The following is an 18,866-nucleotide window of genomic DNA, read 5'->3' as shown; positions in this document are numbered from 1 at the left end:
TCTGCCTAATACCAATCTCACCAGTGATAAACCCAGGGATAAAGATAACCAGATAATTTCTCCTGCAACCAGTAATAAATTTTTTAACTTCCAGCAAGAATTAACCCCCGAATACGAACAAACTGTCATCAAACAACTCCGTACCCTGCGACAACAGCAGCGCATCGCTATCCGTTTTATCCTGATTATTATTTTAGTTCCTCTCTCGGTGCAGGTTATTAGTAGAAACTTTATTTTTAGCCCTGTCTTAAACTATTTTGGTGTGGATAGAGCGAAAATATCAGAAGTTTATATTTCTCAGGAAATTGGTGAAAAATATCTCAGGGAATTTGCTAGACTTCAAGAAATACAAGAAATCAAGCACGTTTTAGGAGTAGCAAAAGCAGGGCAAGAATCAGAAGAAACCTTTCGGGAACAGGTGCAAGAATTATTCAGAGAAGCGGGTTATGAAAGTCAAGATGGTTGGAAAAACTTGCTCTCCGATATTACTGGAGTAATAGCCTTTATTGCCATCTTAATTTTTGGTCGTCAACAATTGGCGATTACGCAAGCCTATGTTAGTCGTTATTTTCTCAGCTTAAATGATATCACCAAAGCCTTTATCTTTATCCTCTTTACCGATATATTTGTCGGGTTTCACTCGGCGGAGGGTTGGACGGTAATCCTAGAAACTTTGTTCCGGCACTTTGGTTGGCGCGAGAATATTACATTCATTAGCTTGTTTGTGGCCACTGTTCCCGTTATCCTAGATACCATCTTTAAACTATTAATATTTAATTATCTGACTCGTAAATCTCCCACTGCCGCAACTATCCTAGAAAAGATGAACCAGTAACGCCCTATGATCCTCAGTATTGCCGATACTTTCATTAAAAGACCCGTTCTGACCACAGTTTGCTCGATTTTAATCGTTTTGATCGGGGCGATCGCTATTCCCTTTTTACCCCTAGAAAAACTGCCCCAGTTGGCATTTATTCAGGTAGCGGTGAATGCCAACTATTTGGGAACCGATGCCAAAACCGTACAGGATAACGTTACCACGGTACTCGATCGCCAGATTAACGGGACAGAACAGATTGTTTATATGCAGTCCCAGAGTACCAACACCGGACAAAGTACGGTGAATGTCTTTTTCCCGGTGGAAATGGATCGTAACATTGCCCAAGTCTTGGTACAAAACCGTGTCAGTACCGCCGCCGCTAGTTTACCGGAAGAAGTGAACCGGCAGGGGGTGACAACCAATACCCAATCCCCCAGCGTTACCCTTGCCTACGGGATTTCCGCCAAACCGGACGAAAAGGGCAATTATCCCTACGATACAGTTTTTTTAAGTAACTTTGTTGACCGAGTCATAGATGCCGAGATTCGCCGGATCGAGGGAGTTGGTAGTACAACCATCATCGGGGAAAGGGAATACGCCCTGCGTTTTTGGCTTAATCCCGATGCTTTAGCCGCTAGGGGTGTATCGGCGGAGCAAGTAGTACAGGCGATCCGAGAACAGAATATTCAGGTGGGTGCGGGGACAATTGGCGGTGATCCCAGTCCCGAAGAGCAGCAATTCCAGATCGCAATTCGCGCCGTTGGTAGGGTTGCCACCGGGGAGGAAGCAGAAAATATCGTCGTCAAAGTCGGGGAAAATGGCGATTTAATCCGCATTAAAGACGTAGGCCGCGCAGAAATCGGAGCCGAAAGCTACAGTACCGCCGCCTATTTCGACAAATCCCCCGCCGTCGTCTATATCGTCTATCAGTTGCCCGGTTCCAACGCTTGGAATACCGCCAAACTGGTGAAAGAAAAAATGGCGGAACTAGAACCGAGTTTTCCCCCGGGGTTAAATATCGCCATTACCCTCGATAATACCGCCTTTGTCGCCGCTTCCCTGGAAGAAGCCGTTGGCACTCTGGTGGAGGCGATTTTACTGGTTATTCTAGTCATTTTTATCTTCCTTCAGGATTGGCGCACCACGATCATTCCAGCGATCGCTATTCCCGTATCTTTGATCGGAACCATGGCCGTCGCCCTGGCTTTAGGCTATTCTCTCAATAACCTCTCCTTGTTTGCCGTCATTCTGGCCACTGGGTTAGTGGTGGACGACGGCATCGTGGTTGTAGAGGCGGTATCGGAAAAATTACGACAGGGAATGCGGCCATTTCAAGCTTCCCTCGATGCCATGGGTGAGTTAACCTCGGCGGTAATTGCCAGTTCTCTTGTACTATTTGCGGTTTTTATTCCCGTCACCTTCTTCCCCGGTACGGTGGGGATCGTTTATCGACAATTTGCCGTCATCATCTCCGCTTCAATTCTGATATCCACCTTTAACGCCCTCAGTTTTTCCCCCACCATGTCGGCGATTATCATGAAACCGCCCCAAGGCACCCGCGGACCCTTGGGACTGTTTTTCGAGGGCTTTAATCGGGGTTTCAACGCAGTTAAAGAAGGTTATCAACGCTCGATCGAATTTCTGATCCGAGTTCGGTTTCTGGTCTTACCCTTCTTTATCGCCGCCCTCTTTCTCACAGCTTGGAGTTATAGCACCACTCCCCAGGGTTTTATCCCCGAAGAAGACCAAGGTTATGCCTTCGTTTTGGTGCAAGCCCCCCCCGGGGTTTCCCTGCGCTACACCGACCAGATTATCCGTCAGATTAACGAAGAAATTCTCGACGGTATCGAAGAAATCGAACACTTTGTCGGTATGGCGGGCTTTAGTTTTGCCGGAAGTGGCAGCAACCAAGGGCTATTTTTTGTCAAGTTAAAAGAATGGTCGGAACGGACTGGGGAAGATAAGTCAGTTTTCGGCATTCTCAGGAAAATTAACCAACAATTAGCCACTAAAGTCCGAGATGCTCGCGCTTTCGCCGTTAATGCGCCCCCCGTGGATGGATTAAGTTCTACTGGCGGTTTCGAGTTATTTATCCAAAACCGCGCTTCTTTCCCCATGGACGCTTTGATTGACAACGCTAATAAAGTCATGGCCGAGGCCCGAACAAGACCGGAATTATCGGGAATTTTCACCCAATTTACCACCGACACGCCGATGCTGGAACTTTCCATCAATCGCAACCAGCTACAGGCCCAAAACGTCGATATGCAGGCCGTGTTCGGGACCCTGCAAACCTATCTCGGTTCCAACTTCGTTAACCAATTCGTCTTAGGCGATCGCTTGTATCGAGTCTTTGCCCAAGCAGAAGCGGATTATCGTTCTAATCCCGAAGATATTAACCGTCTTTACGTCCGTTCCCGTACCGGGGCCAATATTCCCCTATCCGGTTTAATTAGCGTCAAACGCTTCACCTATCCACCGATTATCACTAACTTTAACCTCTATCCCTCGATTAACGTTCAGGGTAGTCCCGCCCCCGGTTTTAGTACGGGACAGGCGATCGCAGTGATGGAAGATGTTTGTCGGAAAGTCCTGCAGCCCGGTTTCGGTTACGCTTGGACGGGTACGGCTTTCCAAGAAAAAACTTCCGCCGGGGCTGCCCCAGTTATCTTCGGATTAGCCTTTATCGTGGTTTTCCTCGTACTCGCAGCCCAGTACGAAAGCTATATCGACCCGATTATCATCATGATTACCGTTCCCCTAGCGATCCTAGGTGCCATGGGGGCCTTACTGTTGCGGGCGAATTTCCTACAAGTGGGTAGTCTCTTCCCGGCGGTGAATAATAATATCTATGCTCAGGTGGCTTTGGTCATGTTGATCGGTTTAGCGGCTAAAAATGCCATCTTGATCGTGGAATTCGCTAACCAGTCCCGTACTTTGGGTTTAAGTATTCCCGATGCGGCAGCCCGGGCCTCGACGGAACGCTTAAGACCAATTCTGATGACGGCTATTTCCGGTTTAGTCGGTTTCTTGCCCTTGGTTATCGCTTCCGGCGCCGGAGCGATGAGTCGTTGGTCCCTGGGAACTGCAATCCTAGGCGGTTATCTGATTTCCACGGTGTTGAGTTTATTTCTTGTCCCGGTTTTGTATGTGCTGATCAAACAGTTCGAGGCCCGATTCCTCTCCTCGAAACCCCCGAAAAGTGGCGGTTCTGGCAATAGTAAAACTCCCTCTCTGGGTGGGGAAAGAAATACATCGGAAACCCCCATAGAAGAAGAGGCCATTTCCTCTTTGAAAATCTCTCCTCAGTCCCCGAATGACTAGGGTGTTAGGAGACTTTTTCAGTGATAACTGATAACTGATAACTGATAACTGAAAATAATGAGTCTAGAATCTACTGCTAACGAGGCGATCGCTCATAATTTAGAGCAATTCCTGCTAGTTTTGACCATTTCCTTGAGTGTCGCCACTTTATCGAGAACCGTTGCCTTCCTCCGCAAAATTCCCTACACCCTGCTGTTAGTTATTGTCGGTATGGGTTTAGCTTTTTTAGATTTGCGTCTAGTTAATCTTTCCCCGGAATTAATTCTGGAAATTTTTCTGCCTCCCCTGTTATTTGAAGCCGCTTGGAATATTCCCTGGGCTAAATTAAAGGAATATTGGGTTACTATCGTCCTTTTTGCCGTTATCGGGGTGATTATCTCCGTTTTGGGAGTCGCCTATCCCCTACATATCTTTGCTAATTTACCCCTATCGATCGCTTTTCTCTTGGGGGCTGCCCTAGCTGCCACCGATCCCGTCTCTGTAATTGCCCTATTTAAAGAATTGGGGGCCAGTAAAAAACTGACGATCCTGATGGAAGGGGAAAGTCTCTTTAATGATGGGGTCGCTGTGGTCGCTTTCGTCCTCTTGGTGGGGATTCCCTTGGGAGTCGATACCTTTTCCGTCCCCGTGACGATCGCTCGTTTCTGCACCTTTGTGGGGATTGGCATCGGTGTGGGTTGCGTGATCGGTTTCGGCATTTCCTACCTTACCCAACGCTTTGATCTGCCTTTTGTGGAACAGTCTCTCACCCTAGTTTCTGCCTATGGAACCTATCTCGTCACGGAAAAATTAGGCGGATCCGGTGTGATTGGGGTGGTAATTGTCGGGATTATTCTCGGTAATCTCGGTTCGCGCATTGGTATGAGTCCCCGCACGCGCCTGGTAGTTAGCGAATTTTGGGAATTTATCGCCTTTTTTGTCAATTCCATCATCTTTTTACTGATCGGCGATCAAACCCGTTTTGAGAGTCTTGGTAGTCACTTAAGCGGGATTTTAATAGCGATCGCTGCTATGGTGGTTTCCCGTCTGTTCTCAATTTTTGGACTAGGGGGAATTAGTAACCTAATTACGGGTAATAGGATCAGTTTCAAGGAAAGAACGGTGTTATGGTGGGGAGGATTGCGCGGTTCGGTTTCGATCGCCCTAGCGTTAAGTGTTCCCACGTCTATCCCCTACCGTCAAGAAATTATTGACGTGGTTTTTGGGGTGGTTTTATTTACTTTATTGGTGCAAGGATTATCTATACAATGGCTGTTAAATGCCCTCAATCTTATTGGTGATCAACCGATTCGCACCGAATATTCGGCCCTAATTGCTCGTCAAATTGCTTTAACTAGGGTGTCTAATTATCTGCAACAACCAGAACGTTTTCCCGATATCGATCCCGAATTTTATCGCGACAAAAAAACTCTGGTGGAAGGACAATTAAAGTCCTTGCGGGATCAGTTGCAAAAATTACTACAGGAACATCCACAATTAAAAGATGTGGTGGCCGAACAATTTCAAGATACTTTACTCGATATAGAAGCTAATACCTACGCAGAATTAATTCGAGCCGGTCGTTTAAATGAAAATCTCGTTCCCCTTTTAGTGGAGGTAGAAGAAGAAAAAGAGATGGTTTAATGATCAAGTCATGGAAAATCAAAGAATTTTTGCTAAAAATTGCTGAGTTCGATCGGATTGGGGATGATTAAAAAATTCTGCTGGGGGGGCAATTTCCAAAATTAAACCCTGATCCATAAATACCACTCGATCGGCCACTTCTCGCGCGAATCCTACCTCGTGGGTGACACAAACCATGGTCATCCCGGATTTGGCTAAACTTTGCATCGTTTCCAAGACTTCTCGCACCATTTCCGGATCTAAAGCTGAGGTGGGTTCATCGAATAACATCACCTTCGGCTGCATAGCTAAAGCGCGAACGATTGCCACCCGCTGCTGTTGTCCTCCCGATAACTGAGGGGGATATTTAAGTGCTTGTTCGAGAATACCAACTTTTTCGAGGAGTTTTCTCGCTATTTCCTCCGCTTTGGCTTTTTTCCAACCGCGCACCCACATTGGTCCGAGGGTGACATTATCTAATACCGTCAGATGGGGAAAGAGGTTAAATTGTTGAAAAACCATGCCGACTTCCTGACGGATTACCTCGATATTTTTCAGGTTGTGGGACACAGTTATTCCGTCAATAATAATGCGACCTTTTTGATAGGATTCCAAACCGTTAAAAGTGCGAATAAAGGTGGATTTTCCTGAACCGGACGGCCCCATAATCACGACAACTTCCTGTTTATTAACGGTGAGATTCACTCCCCGTAAAGCATGAAAGCGGTTATCATACCATTTTTCCACCGCTTCGGCAATTATAATCGGTTCACTGTTGTGAGATTCCATATTTTTGAGAGTTTATTGATTATCTGTATCGGGAAACCACTGTTTCTCAAGAATTTGTCTCAGAGAGTAGGGACAAATTATCGGTAAATTTTTTAATCCTGTCTTTTTTTCTGCAATTAAGCGAGCGTTTTCATAGATATTTTCTAACTCTAGTTCTAGTTCTAGAAATTTACTTAAATTGGTGGTGAGCTTATATTCTAATTGTACTCGAAAAGTGATAATCTCTGCCGCCCAATGATTACTATTTTTTTCTCTTTCTGTTGTCCAAAATTGATAGAGTAGCAGCTAGATTATTATCGATAAAATTAAACTTTTAACAGCAGTTTTTTCGCTTCGTCTCAAAGCTGCCAACTCCTCGATTAAATGTTCGTAATCTAACTGATCTAACTGACGATTTTTTAATAACTCGATCGTCTCGCTTAACCAGCGATCATACTCCCGTTCATAAAGCTGTTCTAAAGCAAGCATTGTCTTTGATCAAATGGGGACATTATTAAAAATAACCCATTCCTAGAAATGATAGCACAAAATATCCGGATGGCACGGGATTAGTGTAAATATTCTTGAATTAATGATGATGACCGTCAAAAATGCTTGACCATGAGGTAAAAAAAAGGTTAAATTATGGTTAGGCTGAGAAGATAACTCACACATCCTAGATAATGAGGCTATCATGGAAATCGATAAACTCAAAGAAATTGCTCAAAAAGTTGAAATCTCTCGTTCTCAAATCCAAAACGAACAGGCAACCAAAACAGCTTTTATTATGCCTTTTTTGCAAGCATGGGGTTACGATGTATTCAATCCCATGGAAGTTCACCCCGAATATAGTGCCGATTTAACTGGATTAAAAGGGGAAAAAGTAGATTATGCTATTTGTTTGGACAATCAACCGATTATTTTGATGGAATGTAAAAGCTGTCATCAAAATCTTGAGCATCCTAAACATAGTTCCCAACTGCATCGATATTTTATCGCAACTGGAGCTAACTTTGGAGTTTTAACTAATGGGATTATCTATCGGTTTTATACGGATACCGTCAAGGATAATATCATGGACGATAAGCCATTTTTTGAGTTTAACATCCTCGACTTTGACGAATCTTCTGTTAACGAATTAAAACGATTTTCTAAATCTAGCACTAGCACATCTGACTTCAATTCTGGCAAAATAAAAGAGGCTGCTCGCAATTTATTGTACACCAAAGAAGTTAAAAAAGTGATTGCCCAGCAATTAAATGATCCTTCCCCCGAATTTGTTAAGTTTTTTGTTAGTCATGTGTATTCTGGGGTGAGAACTGCATCGGTTGTCGAAAAATTCACAGAAATTATTAAGCGTTCTCTCAAAGAGTATATCAATGATATCATCAAAGAAAAATTTGAGGAAGTTTTAGGAAAAGAACCTGAAACAAATCCTCCTGATACATCAGCAGCAGAAGATACTCCACCAGAAGAAACAGGGGAAGATAAAATTAATACGACCCCCGAAGAATTGGAAGGATTTTACATTATTAAATCAATTCTACGGGAAGAAATCAATACCGCACGCATTCAATTCAAAGACACTAGAAGTTATTTTGGTATCAACTTAGATGGAAAAGTAACCAAAACAGTCTGTCGTCTGCGCTTCCATGAAAAAACTGGCAAGAAATCAATCAGTATTCCCGATAATGTCGAAACTGGTAAAGAAGCAACCACGAATATAAACAATCTTGATGAAATTTATGGAGTCGCTGAATTTCTGAAATCTCGTATCCGCTATCTGACTCAAGATATTTATAAAAGCAAGTCAGAAAAAACGGAAAGTATCTAAAATAATTAGCCCCTATCTCTTTAACGACCGATAGGGGTTTTTAATGATATAATTTTTAGTAATCGCTGATTATGGTTGTAAAATTTTATCTAGGTATAGGAAGTTACGGTTAAGTAAGTGGTCATGAAAAGGAGACGGGAAACAGGAGATAGGAAAAAGCTGATAACTAGAAGTTCATTAAAACTTCAATACATTTGAGTAGATGACTTAGTTTTTTGTCACCCTTTTCAGCTAAACTAAGTTTATGACTAAAAGCCTAGAAAACATTACCATTCACCAGTTTAGAGGACTGCGAGAGCTTGAGCTAAAGAATCTCGGACAGATTAACCTGCTTGTGGGAATTAATAATTCGGGAAAAACCAGCGTTCTCGAAGCGTTATCTATTTACTGTCATCCCTTAGATCTAAAAGTTTGGCTAAATACTGCTAGACAAAGAGAACAAGAGTACAGAGTTTCTCGGACTCCTTATCTAGATTCCCTACAGTGGTTATTTACCCACGATGCAATGATTGAGCAAGAAAAACTTAATCACGGGGTTATATCAATCACAGGAAATGGCTCCTTTAAAGTTCAGAAAATCGAGGCAATTTATGAAGAACTCGAAGGAATTATTTTAATTGACAGTCCCGAAGACAAGCTTCATATTAATCAGATAATTAGCGAAGAAAATGAAGATTTAATCGATAATAATGAAGATTTATGGGAAACAAGAAAAGGTATTAAATTATCGATAACAGTATTTCTTGCTGAAGAACAATTAAGTTTAATTAATTATCCCCAAAATCCCCTGAAAGAAAACTATCAACTTTGGGAAAATAGCGCTCTCTCTAGACTATCGGGAAAAAAAGAACCTAGCTTACTAACTTCTCTGGTTAGTCCCGCTTCTCATCGTTCTGATATTGGTCAATTTCGATTACTTTCAGAAGTGAGATTTGCCAATTTCAAAACAGATGTTATCGATTTACTGCGTCAAATGGACAGTAATATTTCTGATTTAGAAATTCTCTTACCTCCTCATTCTTTATCTTCCAGATTTAACATTTATATTCAACACGAAAAATTGGGACTTGTACCCGTTAGTACCTTTGGTGACGGGGTGCGTCGCTTACTTCATATTGCCCTCAAACTTGCCAGTGTTAAAGGTGGAATTTTATTCATTGATGAATTAGAATCATCTATTCATACAGAGGCACTGCAAAGTTCTTTTAATTGGTTAGTTAAATGGTGTCAAAAAATGAATGTACAACTGTTTGCTACTACCCACAGTCTAGAAGCTGTTGATGCTCTGTTAGAAGTTACTGAACGAGAATCAGATTTGGTGCTTTATCGTCTCGAACCAAAGGAAAATTATACTAGAGTAGTTAGACATGATTGGACTCGATTAAAAAGTTTACGAGAAGACTTAGGACAGGAGGTTCGTTGGTGAGTCGAGAACATATATTGATTGGAGTGGAAGGTAATCATGATCAAGCTTTTCTGGTGAAAGTTATGTGTAAACTTCTGGGGTTTTCTAAATGTGAAGAACTCTCAAATCTAGAACCAATTTGGAAAAAATTTATTCCGAAATATCCTCCTCCTAAAACTGGAAAACTTTACATCAGACTCGATATGCCATCTATTCTTTATACTGAGACTTTATCCGTGGCAATTTATGCCGGGGGTGGCAGTGAATTAATTAAAAATTTAACCAATAAACTTGCCGATATGGATTATAACAATGAATTATAAGCTTTTGCCGTTATTGCCGATGCGGATAAAGATAACCCGGCAGAAGTTGCTCGCAAATATCATCAGGGTTTTCGGGAATATTTTCCCGACTTTCCCAGGGTAGTAGCTGCCACGGGAACTATTCAAGAAAATAGACCAAGAGTCGGATTATATATACTGCCTAATAATGTTGATCAAGGTGTCTTAGATACCCTACTTTGTGATTGTGGAAAAATCGCCTATCCTGAATATATGAACAGAGCAAAAGCATATATTCAACAATTTTCCGAGGAAAAAATTAGTCAAATTGGCTGGAAACCTTTTGATAAAGAAAAAGCCACTATTGCCGCAGTTGCTAGTATTCTTAAACCGGGAAAAACCAACACCGCAACTATTTCTGATGATCGGTGGATTAGCGAGCAAACTTTAATGCAAATACCATCACTAGAAAATCTCTTAACTTTTCTAAAACAACTCCTCAAAATGGAGTCAATATAATTATATTGATCTGCTGAAAACTTGGAGAGTTACCAACTAGGAAGTTACGGTTAACAAGTGGTCATGAAAAGGAGACAGGATATCCGAGCATTATAATAAAAGTTTTCTCTCAAGTTAAGGTCAAAAAATTCTAGCTGGGAGTTATCGAAGTGTGATTAAGCTTGACACAGTCAAATTAAGGTGTTACCATATTGGGCATGATTTATGCAGATGTTAAAATTTTTGTTTTGCGGTAGTCTATGAATTTAACAAATTTACCAATGTCTCTTGATGAGGTGCCTTTACCTAGTTCTTTGCCGCCAGTTATTTTAACAGTTTTTACTCGTCCCGATCTACTCAAGGAAGTTTTAAAGGGTTTAACCCAACAGACTCTATCTCCTCCTCAGATCATTGCCTATGTGGATGGAGCAAGAAGTGAACTTGATCTACCCCTGATCGATCAAACAATTGCTTTACTGCAAGAGTTCTCTAGTAAAATTCCAGTAGATATAAGGTTAAGATCACAAAATTTGGGCTGTGATCAAAATGTCATTTTGGCCTTTACAGAAATACTGTCCACTTATGAATCTATTGTTTACTTGGAAGATGATGACTTTCCCAATCCATATTTTTATGATAGTATGTGCCGTCTGCTAGAGGCATACCGTGAACATAAAAAAATCTTTTCGATTAGCGGATATGCAACCTTTCCAGAGCAAGCATATCCTCTGCTCGAAGAGGATTTTGCTCTCTCTCGTAGAGTTTTTTCTTGGGGATTCGGTATCTGGTCCGATCGCTGGAATGATATCGCTCTCATCAATCAGCCTAAACAATATAATCCTTTTGGAAAATTCTATAATATACCCGCCACCGTGCAAACAAAAATGACTATAATGAGCCAGTTCTGGCTAGAGAGAAATGATCGAACTGACTGGGTTATTACTCTTACTCTTGCATCTTTGTATCAAGATCGGGTTCATCTTATTCCTAAAACTTCTTTGATCTATAATATTGGTTTCGGACACCCAGAATCTAAAAGCTTTAAAGATAAAGAACCATCATGGGTAAACTCTGCCTATAGTTCCTCATTCTGCCCCAATAGCTTACCTAGCACTCTTGAGTTAATTGACCTTTTAAAAAATGAGATTAGTGGGATAGAATTAGCGCATTACCTGTATCGCAAGGGTGTTTATATTGATTTAGAAGCACTATTTTACTACCTAAAAAAATATCGTGATCTTCAAAGTCGCCTAGAATTTTTGAAGCTATTTATGGCTCACTCCCCCTTTAGTTTCAAAAAAACTCGCCGTCGTCTAGGTTTATAGTTTAGTAGATACTCAATAAAAAATATGAATAGCTCTAGAAAATTTCTGATTTGTCAAGGTTCCTCTGACATATTGAAAAAGTAAAAGCGAAAATTAGAGGTGTTGCCAAATAGTTTGTACGAGCAATTAACCAGAACTAACCTTAATGATGTCTATGTCATGGCAAACCTGGGGAGTTACCAACTAATGCTTAATTCTCTCAATATAACTTTTACCTGTTGCATAAGTGCCTCTCCTCTATAAGTAGCCTATACTCAACGGATTTAGTATTAATTGTGTCAAAGCTTAGAAAAAAAGCGAACTTCTCCAGGGAGAAATTCGCCTTAATTTCCAGAAATTCTGAACTTAGCCAAAAATTAATTAGGCACGAGCTTCGAGACGACCGTAGAAAATGCCGCGAATTTTCACTTCTTCAGCATCTTTTGCGCCTAAATCGGTGTCGGAAGGCTGTTCACTTTCAAAAACACCAGCAAACTCGCCAGTAGAAGCGTCAACTTTAGTCACCTGTAAAGACATAGTACCTTTACCCAGTTCCGTCGCTTTGACGTTAGCACGCTGGAAATCTTGACTATCAGCACTAGCGGGTAAAGCGACAGCATTATCATAACCCGTCACCACACCCCGACCTTTGGGATCTAAGAAACCAGCGCCACGATAGGAGGGAACTTTAAAGTCGCCTTCAAAATCCGTGGAACTGTTGATAGAGCTAAATCCAGCTTCGGTTTTGCCAGTGAAACCTTTAATGGTAAAGAAGAGGGGAACTCTTTCACCTCCGGGTAATTGTACGGTAATGGGTTGGAAATCGATACCGTCTTCTTCCTTGAGGGTTAAAACACCGTCTTCGCCTACGGTTAAGGTCGCTGTCATCTGTTCTAAACTGGTGGTATCTCTGGTTAAGAGTTTACCCGGGATAAAGGTGGCCGCTTCCCGCTTATTAATGGGTTCACCCTTGACAAAATATTCTTGGGGTTCCAAGCACAAATCTGTCACTACATAACTTTCGCCGCTTTCTAAGGGGAGAGTCCCCCGGGTAAACTCGGAAATCTGCGGACATTTGTTAGCTAATCCAGTGTTTAAAATTTCATCATAGGTTAGCTCGTTTCTATTCAGGACGGCACTAGGCGCGTCGCTACAAGCTGTCAACACCCCTAAGCACAAGGCTAAAAAGGCAACTAACAATGCACGAAATCTCATCTATGTCAACCTCTCTTTGTCAATCTTTACAATTACTACCCTTGATCCATAGCCTGATGAATTATCGAATCGGTTGCGCCAATTCACCGAAACTCAGTTTATCAAAGATCAGTGACCATTGAGAAGATGGGAGACAGGGAGAGGAGAGACAGAAGGCAATAGGCAATAGGCAATAGGCAATAGGCAGCTTTGTTCTCCCCACTTCCCCACACCCCACTTCCCCACACCCTCTTTCAAGTCAGGAGGCTCTAAGTAACTGATAGCTGATGACTGATATGATTGGTGTGACTGTTTTCAGATGCAGAAATTCCGATGAATAGCCGATTACCTGGAGATAATAGCCAATTAGATAGCCAACTACATTCCCTTGTAACGACAGTGACAGCGATCGCCGAAGAACAGCAGGGAGATTGTAACGGTTTGTTAAGGTTGCTGCGAACTTTAGAAAATTTACATCGGCAAATTCGCGAGCAGATGTTCGAGCCATCTTTACCCAATACGCGTAAGGATTTATACGGATTACTCCGGGATATCGAGGAAACCGGGGGATGGCCCTATATAGAACGGATGAAGTTACAAATGTTAATGGAAAAATTATTAATCAGTGAAGCCGGTGCGCTCGATCCGGCGGCAAAAACCGATGATCTGGAAAAATGAGTGTCCAGAGAGTACGGAGCGGGTTACAGTATTGAAAAAATGGATATTTAGGGGTAAATCATGACCACCGTGAACCCGATTAAATTTGGAACCGATGGCTGGCGCGGGATTATCGCCGCCGATTTTACTTTCGATCGAGTTGCTCTGCTCGCTCCCTTGGCGGCTCAGGTTTTAGCCGATAATTATGGTCAGATCACGGGTTCGCGGACGATAATCGTCGGCTATGATCGGCGGTTTATGGCGGAGGATTTTGCTCAAACTGCGGCGGAATCGCTGCAAAAAGCAGGTTTTGATGTGCTTCTCTCCCAATCCTACGCTCCCACTCCCGCTTTTAGTTGGGCAGCTCGATCAGAAAATGCTCTCGGTGCGATCGTGTTAACCGCCAGTCATAACCCGGCTAAATATCTCGGTTTGAAGGTTAAAGGTTATTTTGGTGGTTCTGTCTCGCCGGAAATTACCCAACAAATTGAAGCTTTATTGTCTAATCCGCCGCAATTTAAGGCAGCTGCCGGTAAATTAAGCACTTTTGAACCGTGGTCGGGTTATTGTCAGGGTTTACGCCAAAAAGTTAATATTGCCGCTATTGCTGAAGCGATCGAATCGGGACAACTAAAAGTTTATTCCGATGTCATGCACGGTGCGGCGGCTACCGGTTTAGAGCGTCTTTTGGGGGTGGGGATCACGGAATTACGCGGCAATCGCGATCCTTTGTTCGGTGGCGGCTCTCCGGAACCTTTACCGAGAAATTTGACGGAAATCATCGATAAACTGGCTCACAGCGCAAATTTAGCCCCTTTGCGAGTAGGTTTGGTCTTCGATGGGGATAGCGATCGAGTGGCGGCGATCGATGGTCAGGGGAATTTTTTAAGCACCCAAAATCTCATCCCGATTTTAATCGAGCATTTAGCCGGCAAAAAGGGAATGAGAGGGGAAATTGTCAAAACGGTGAGCGGTTCCGATTTAATCCCCAAATTAGCCAGTTTATACGGTTTATCGGTCTTTGAAACCCCGATCGGTTATAAGTATATCGCCGATCGAATGTTGACCACTCCTGTGTTAATTGGTGGGGAAGAGTCGGGAGGTGTCGGTTATGGTACTCACATTCCCGAACGGGATGCTTTATTATCAGCTTTATACGTTTTGGAAGCAGTGGTAGAATCGGGCCAAGATTTAAGCGATCTTTACGCGCAATTACAGGATAAAACTGGTTTTTATTCTCAGTATGATCGCATTGATTTACCCCTAGCTAATATGGAAGCTCGCGATCAGTTAATTACTGCTTTGGATCAGGAACCCTTAAGGGAAATTGCCGGTAAACAAGTGACTGATTGTAATCCTATCGACGGTTATAAATTCCGTTTAGAAGATGGCAGTTGGTTGTTAATTCGCTTTAGTGGTACAGAACCGGTTTTGCGTCTCTACTGTGAATCTTCAACCCTCGATCGAGTTCATGAAATTCTCGCCTGGGCAAAATCTTGGGCTACTTATATCTAAACAATAGAAAACGAGTTTCTTGAAGAAACCCGTTTTCTATTCTATTATTTTTTAACGCATTCAATAATACAAATATCTTCTTGAGTTGGAATAATTCGATTTAATTTTAATCCCGCTTGACTCAACAATTCCTCAAATTCCTCTGCGGTTCTTTCCTTACCTCCCGGACACATAACTAACATATTTAGGTCTAACATTTTAGCGGCCGAAGGATTATTACCCGAAGGAACAACCATTTCCAAGACTAAAACTTTCCCATCGCTATCTAAAGCTTGACAACAGTTTTTCAAAATAGCAATCGCTCGTCGATCATCCCAATCATGAATAATATGTTTTAATAAATAGCCATCTCCTCCCGATGGTACGGATTCAAAAAAATTACCGCCAACGGTTTGACAACGATGGAGAATCCCGTGTTTTTCTAAAGTGGGTTGACAATGGGAAATTACATATTCTTCATCAAAAAGAATCCCTTTGAGGTGGGGATATTGCTCTAAGATTGTCCCCAACATCTCACCGTATCCTCCACCTACATCTACTAGGGTTTGAAATTCCGAGAAATTATACACAGCTAAAATAGCCTTCTCCTCCGAAAAAGAAAAACTATTCATCGACTGTTCAAAAATCTCGGCATCTAGCGGATGAGTTTGAAAATATTCAAAGACTCCCATCCCAAAGACATCATCAAAAGATGGTTGTCCCGTTTTAATACTATGTAACACATTTCCCCAGGCTTGATAATGGGGGGCTTCTCCTAACATAATTGCTGTCGCTTTTACTGACCGGGGATGGTCACTAGATAAATGTTCGGCTAAGGGAGTTAGTATAAACTGTTGAGATTCAGTCTCTTGAAAAATTCCTACACTAGCTAATGCTCGCATCAGTCGGTATAAAGCAGCAGGATTAGTCTCAGTTAGGGAGGCCAAATCTTGACAGGATTTCGTTCCTTTGCTTAAATGCTCGGCTAGACTTAATTTAGCCGCAGCATAGATGGCCTGAGATAGCCAGTAACCCGAAACCATTTGGGTTAATTGAAGATGAAGAGGGAGTTCAGGTAAGGACATAAGCAACTTTTGTGGGAATATAATTAAACATTACCATATAGAATAAGCTGCCCGCGCATTTAAATCGTCTGTTGAGATGAGGCACTTTTGCAAGGGTCAACAGGAAAGGGATTGGGGGAGATTCAATTAATTTCTAAGTGCGAGTAGAGAGATAAACACAAAATTTCAATCCAAAATTTAAAGCGGGTTTCCATTCAATTAATTTCTAAGCGCGAGTAGAGAGTTTTGTAAAGATTCTTAAAGCCCGGGGAATTCAGGGGTTTCCATTCAATTAATTTCTCTAGCGAGTAGAGAGTCCCTGAGTATCAAGAGGGGGTTTACTACATCGTGTCAGGGGTTTCCATTCAATTAATTTCTCTAGCGAGTAGAGAGACGGGGTCGGTCGGGTTGAGGGTTACAAGCGCTCTCTTTCCATTCAATTAATTTCTCTAGCGAGTAGAGAGCAATAAAAAACCCGCTCGGAGGCGGGTCGTGTAAACAAAACACTTTTTATATAAAAATATGCTACCACAAAACTCAAACCGTGTCAAGATCGACTTTCCATTCAATTAATTTCTCTAGCGAGTAGAGAGATCCTGAAACCGACACTTATATGGGGTAATTATGATTCGTTTCCATTCAATTAATTTCTCTAGCGAGTAGAGAGACACGCTTGGAAGAAATCTATAGCACCAATCCCAACTGGTGTTTCCATTCAATTAATTTCTCTAGCGAGTAGAGAGTTAGTATCGGGTAATTGATGAAGATTTTTACTATGGCAGTTTCCATTCAATTAATTTCTCTAGCGAGTAGAGAGCAACCGACGAGCGAGACTGCATCCCCGGAATCCTTAAAGTTTCCATTCAATTAATTTCTCTAGCGAGTAGAGAGTCAACAATTCCAATACCGTTTCGCCGGAAACATTTTTGTTTCCATTCAATTAATTTCTCTAGCGAGTAGAGAGTGACTGGACGCGCTAATTACCAGTCATTTGCTAATTATATAGTTTCCATTCAATTAATTTCTCTAGCGAGTAGAGAGAGAGATACAGTTATCAAGTTTGTCAAGAACAGTCTCAGTTTCCATTCAATTAATTTCTCTAGCGAGTAGAGAGAAAACAAGCCGAAGAAGCGCGGGAAAAAGAGTGGAATAAGTTTCCATTCAATTAATTTCTCTAGCGAGTAGAGAGCCGATAATATCCCATTTTGAATGGGTCTCGACTTCAGTTTCCATTCAATTAATTTCTCTAGCGAGTAGAGAGTGATAGCTGATAATTGATTACTGGGAATTAATATTCACTGTTTCCATTCAATTAATTTCTCTAGCGAGTAGAGAGTAAACAAAAACACGAGGACAGAATTATGAAATCTCAAAGTTTCCATTCAATTAATTTCTCTAGCGAGTAGAGAGAGGGGTCGAGCAAGATAGTAAAAGACAGTTTCTTGCTGAGTTTCCATTCAATTAATTTCTCTAGCGAGTAGAGAGGGAAAGTGGTTTGATTATAGCGAAATAGCTACTCTTGAGTTTCCATTCAATTAATTTCTCTAGCGAGTAGAGAGTAGGAATACAATACTAACGTGAGCTGATGCCATCAACACGTTTCCATTCAATTAATTTCTCTAGCGAGTAGAGAGTCTCGAATGTCAAGAGCTGCTGTAAGAGAATCCCTAAAAGTTTCCATTCAATTAATTTCTCTAGCGAGTAGAGAGAAAGCTAGAGGCTCCTATACTACCAAGTGAACCAATTGTTTCCATTCAATTAATTTCTCTAGCGAGTAGAGAGCGGTGTAGAGACAAATAGCATCACGTTCTATGCATGGGGAGTTTCCATTCAATTAATTTCTCTAGCGAGTAGAGAGTCTTTTTGAATTATTCGGTAGTCTTCGTTCGGATTAGGTTTCCATTCAATTAATTTCTCTAGCGAGTAGAGAGTAGGAGCCAGTGCTAGATTACAGGAGGTGACGGCTCTGATGTTTCCATTCAATTAATTTCTCTAGCGAGTAGAGAGATTGGGGATAAAAAACATGACGACAAATCTTGGGAGTTTCCATTCAATTAATTTCTCTAGCGAGTAGAGAGATGAAGATTTTGACAACGGCGGCTACTATAATTTTTCTGTTTCCATTCAATTAATTTCTCTAGCGAGTAGAGAGAGTAAATGTGTACTCTAGAAGTCTAAAAGCCTAGCAGTAGTTTCCATTCAATTAATTTCTCTAGCGAGTAGAGAGAATGGACTGTTCTGACCTATCAGCCACTAATATGCAAGTTTCCATTCAATTAATTTCTCTAGCGAGTAGAGAGCTCAAACAGTGGGGCAAGGATTGTCAGGGACTAACGAAGTTTCCATTCAATTAATTTCTCTAGCGAGTAGAGAGTGTAAGGATAACTTACAGCTATTATAACAATTTATTTGTTTCCATTCAATTAATTTCTCTAGCGAGTAGAGAGGAGTGGTAGCAGGTTCGGGGTCAGAATTCTTGAGGCTCTTCGTTACCCTTTATGCTAAATCAACATACAAGATGCCAAGATAACATACTTCTAACCCAAAAATTCCGAAAGTTTCTAAAGCCATAGCCTCTCCGTTTTATTAGTTTAAGTTTATTGTTGATTCCCTCGACCACC

General features: G+C 41.7%; 14 protein-coding genes, 1 pseudogene and 1 CRISPR repeat array. Of the genes and pseudogenes, 10 read left to right on the top strand and 5 right to left on the bottom strand.

Annotated features, from left to right (window positions below):
* The 3 genes from O9323_RS22165 to O9323_RS22155 all read left to right on the top strand — a co-directional run.
* The coding region (locus O9323_RS22165; protein WP_288125758.1) for a hypothetical protein at positions 1-835 on the top strand (835 nt) is incomplete at its 5' end.
* Between the two features lie 6 nt (positions 836-841).
* Positions 842-4,144, top strand: a complete 3,303-nt coding sequence (locus O9323_RS22160; RefSeq protein ID WP_002751397.1) for an efflux RND transporter permease subunit — start codon at positions 842-844, stop codon at positions 4,142-4,144.
* Between the two features lie 57 nt (positions 4,145-4,201).
* The gene (locus O9323_RS22155) at positions 4,202-5,767 is read left to right on the top strand and encodes a cation:proton antiporter (RefSeq protein WP_002751399.1); all 1,566 of its coding nucleotides are present in this window, start codon (positions 4,202-4,204) and stop codon (positions 5,765-5,767) included.
* An 18-nt stretch (positions 5,768-5,785) separates the two neighbouring features.
* Here the strand turns inward: O9323_RS22155 and O9323_RS22150 are convergent, their stop codons facing one another.
* Positions 5,786-6,535 (bottom strand): amino acid ABC transporter ATP-binding protein, encoded by a 750-nt coding sequence (locus tag O9323_RS22150; RefSeq protein ID WP_002751401.1) that lies wholly within the window; start codon positions 6,533-6,535, stop codon positions 5,786-5,788.
* A gap of 12 nt (positions 6,536-6,547) precedes the next feature.
* A pseudogene (locus O9323_RS22145) lies at positions 6,548-7,003 on the bottom strand (DUF29 domain-containing protein).
* A gap of 205 nt (positions 7,004-7,208) precedes the next feature.
* Here O9323_RS22145 and O9323_RS22140 point away from each other — a divergent pair.
* The 5 genes from O9323_RS22140 to O9323_RS22120 all read left to right on the top strand — a co-directional run bounded on the left by O9323_RS22140 (position 7,209) and on the right by O9323_RS22120 (position 11,857).
* Entirely contained in the window at positions 7,209-8,348 is a 1,140-nt protein-coding gene (locus O9323_RS22140) for a type I restriction endonuclease (RefSeq protein ID WP_002751403.1), read from the top strand.
* A gap of 244 nt (positions 8,349-8,592) precedes the next feature.
* Positions 8,593-9,774: an AAA family ATPase gene (locus tag O9323_RS22135; protein WP_002751404.1), complete on the top strand. Its 1,182-nt coding sequence runs from the start codon at positions 8,593-8,595 to the stop codon at positions 9,772-9,774.
* Positions 9,771-10,076: a DUF3226 domain-containing protein gene (locus O9323_RS22130; RefSeq protein ID WP_288125757.1), complete on the top strand. Its 306-nt coding sequence runs from the start codon at positions 9,771-9,773 to the stop codon at positions 10,074-10,076. Before O9323_RS22135 ends, O9323_RS22130 begins: the two co-directional genes overlap by 4 nt.
* 12 nt (positions 10,077-10,088) lie before the next feature.
* Positions 10,089-10,553 (top strand): DUF3226 domain-containing protein, encoded by a 465-nt coding sequence (locus O9323_RS22790; protein WP_353851608.1) that lies wholly within the window; start codon positions 10,089-10,091, stop codon positions 10,551-10,553.
* A gap of 239 nt (positions 10,554-10,792) precedes the next feature.
* The gene (locus tag O9323_RS22120; protein ID WP_288125755.1) at positions 10,793-11,857 is read left to right on the top strand and encodes a glycosyltransferase family protein; all 1,065 of its coding nucleotides are present in this window, start codon (positions 10,793-10,795) and stop codon (positions 11,855-11,857) included.
* A gap of 360 nt (positions 11,858-12,217) precedes the next feature.
* Here the strand turns inward: O9323_RS22120 and O9323_RS22115 are convergent, their stop codons facing one another.
* Positions 12,218-13,051, bottom strand: coding sequence for a photosystem II manganese-stabilizing polypeptide (locus O9323_RS22115; protein ID WP_002738218.1), 834 nt, complete (start codon positions 13,049-13,051; stop codon positions 12,218-12,220).
* A 312-nt stretch (positions 13,052-13,363) separates the two neighbouring features.
* Here O9323_RS22115 and O9323_RS22110 point away from each other — a divergent pair, with 312 nt between their 5' ends.
* Both O9323_RS22110 and O9323_RS22105 read left to right on the top strand, forming a co-directional pair.
* Entirely contained in the window at positions 13,364-13,708 is a 345-nt protein-coding gene (locus O9323_RS22110) for a hypothetical protein (protein ID WP_002751408.1), read from the top strand.
* A 60-nt stretch (positions 13,709-13,768) separates the two neighbouring features.
* A complete protein-coding gene (locus O9323_RS22105) occupies positions 13,769-15,202 on the top strand; it encodes a phosphoglucomutase/phosphomannomutase family protein (protein ID WP_288125754.1) in 1,434 nt (477 codons plus the stop codon).
* A 44-nt stretch (positions 15,203-15,246) separates the two neighbouring features.
* Here O9323_RS22105 and O9323_RS22100 read toward each other — a convergent pair whose 3' ends face one another.
* Both O9323_RS22100 and O9323_RS22095 read right to left on the bottom strand, forming a co-directional pair.
* Positions 15,247-16,266: a methyltransferase gene (locus O9323_RS22100; RefSeq protein ID WP_288125753.1), complete on the bottom strand. Its 1,020-nt coding sequence runs from the start codon at positions 16,264-16,266 to the stop codon at positions 15,247-15,249.
* 535 nt (positions 16,267-16,801) lie between these two features.
* Positions 16,802-18,692: a CRISPR direct-repeat array (repeat unit 36 nt; unit sequence GTTTCCATTCAATTAATTTCTCTAGCGAGTAGAGAG).
* Positions 18,693-18,751: 59 nt separating this feature from the next.
* The coding region (locus O9323_RS22095) for a transposase (protein WP_130758671.1) at positions 18,752-18,866 on the bottom strand (115 nt) is incomplete at its 5' end.

The sequence above is a fragment of the Microcystis sp. LE19-131.1A genome (assembly GCF_027532015.1).
Lineage (GTDB): Bacteria > Cyanobacteriota > Cyanobacteriia > Cyanobacteriales > Microcystaceae > Microcystis > Microcystis ichthyoblabe_A.
Note: the sequence above shows the minus strand (reverse complement) of the source record. Positions and strands in the feature narration are given on the sequence as shown.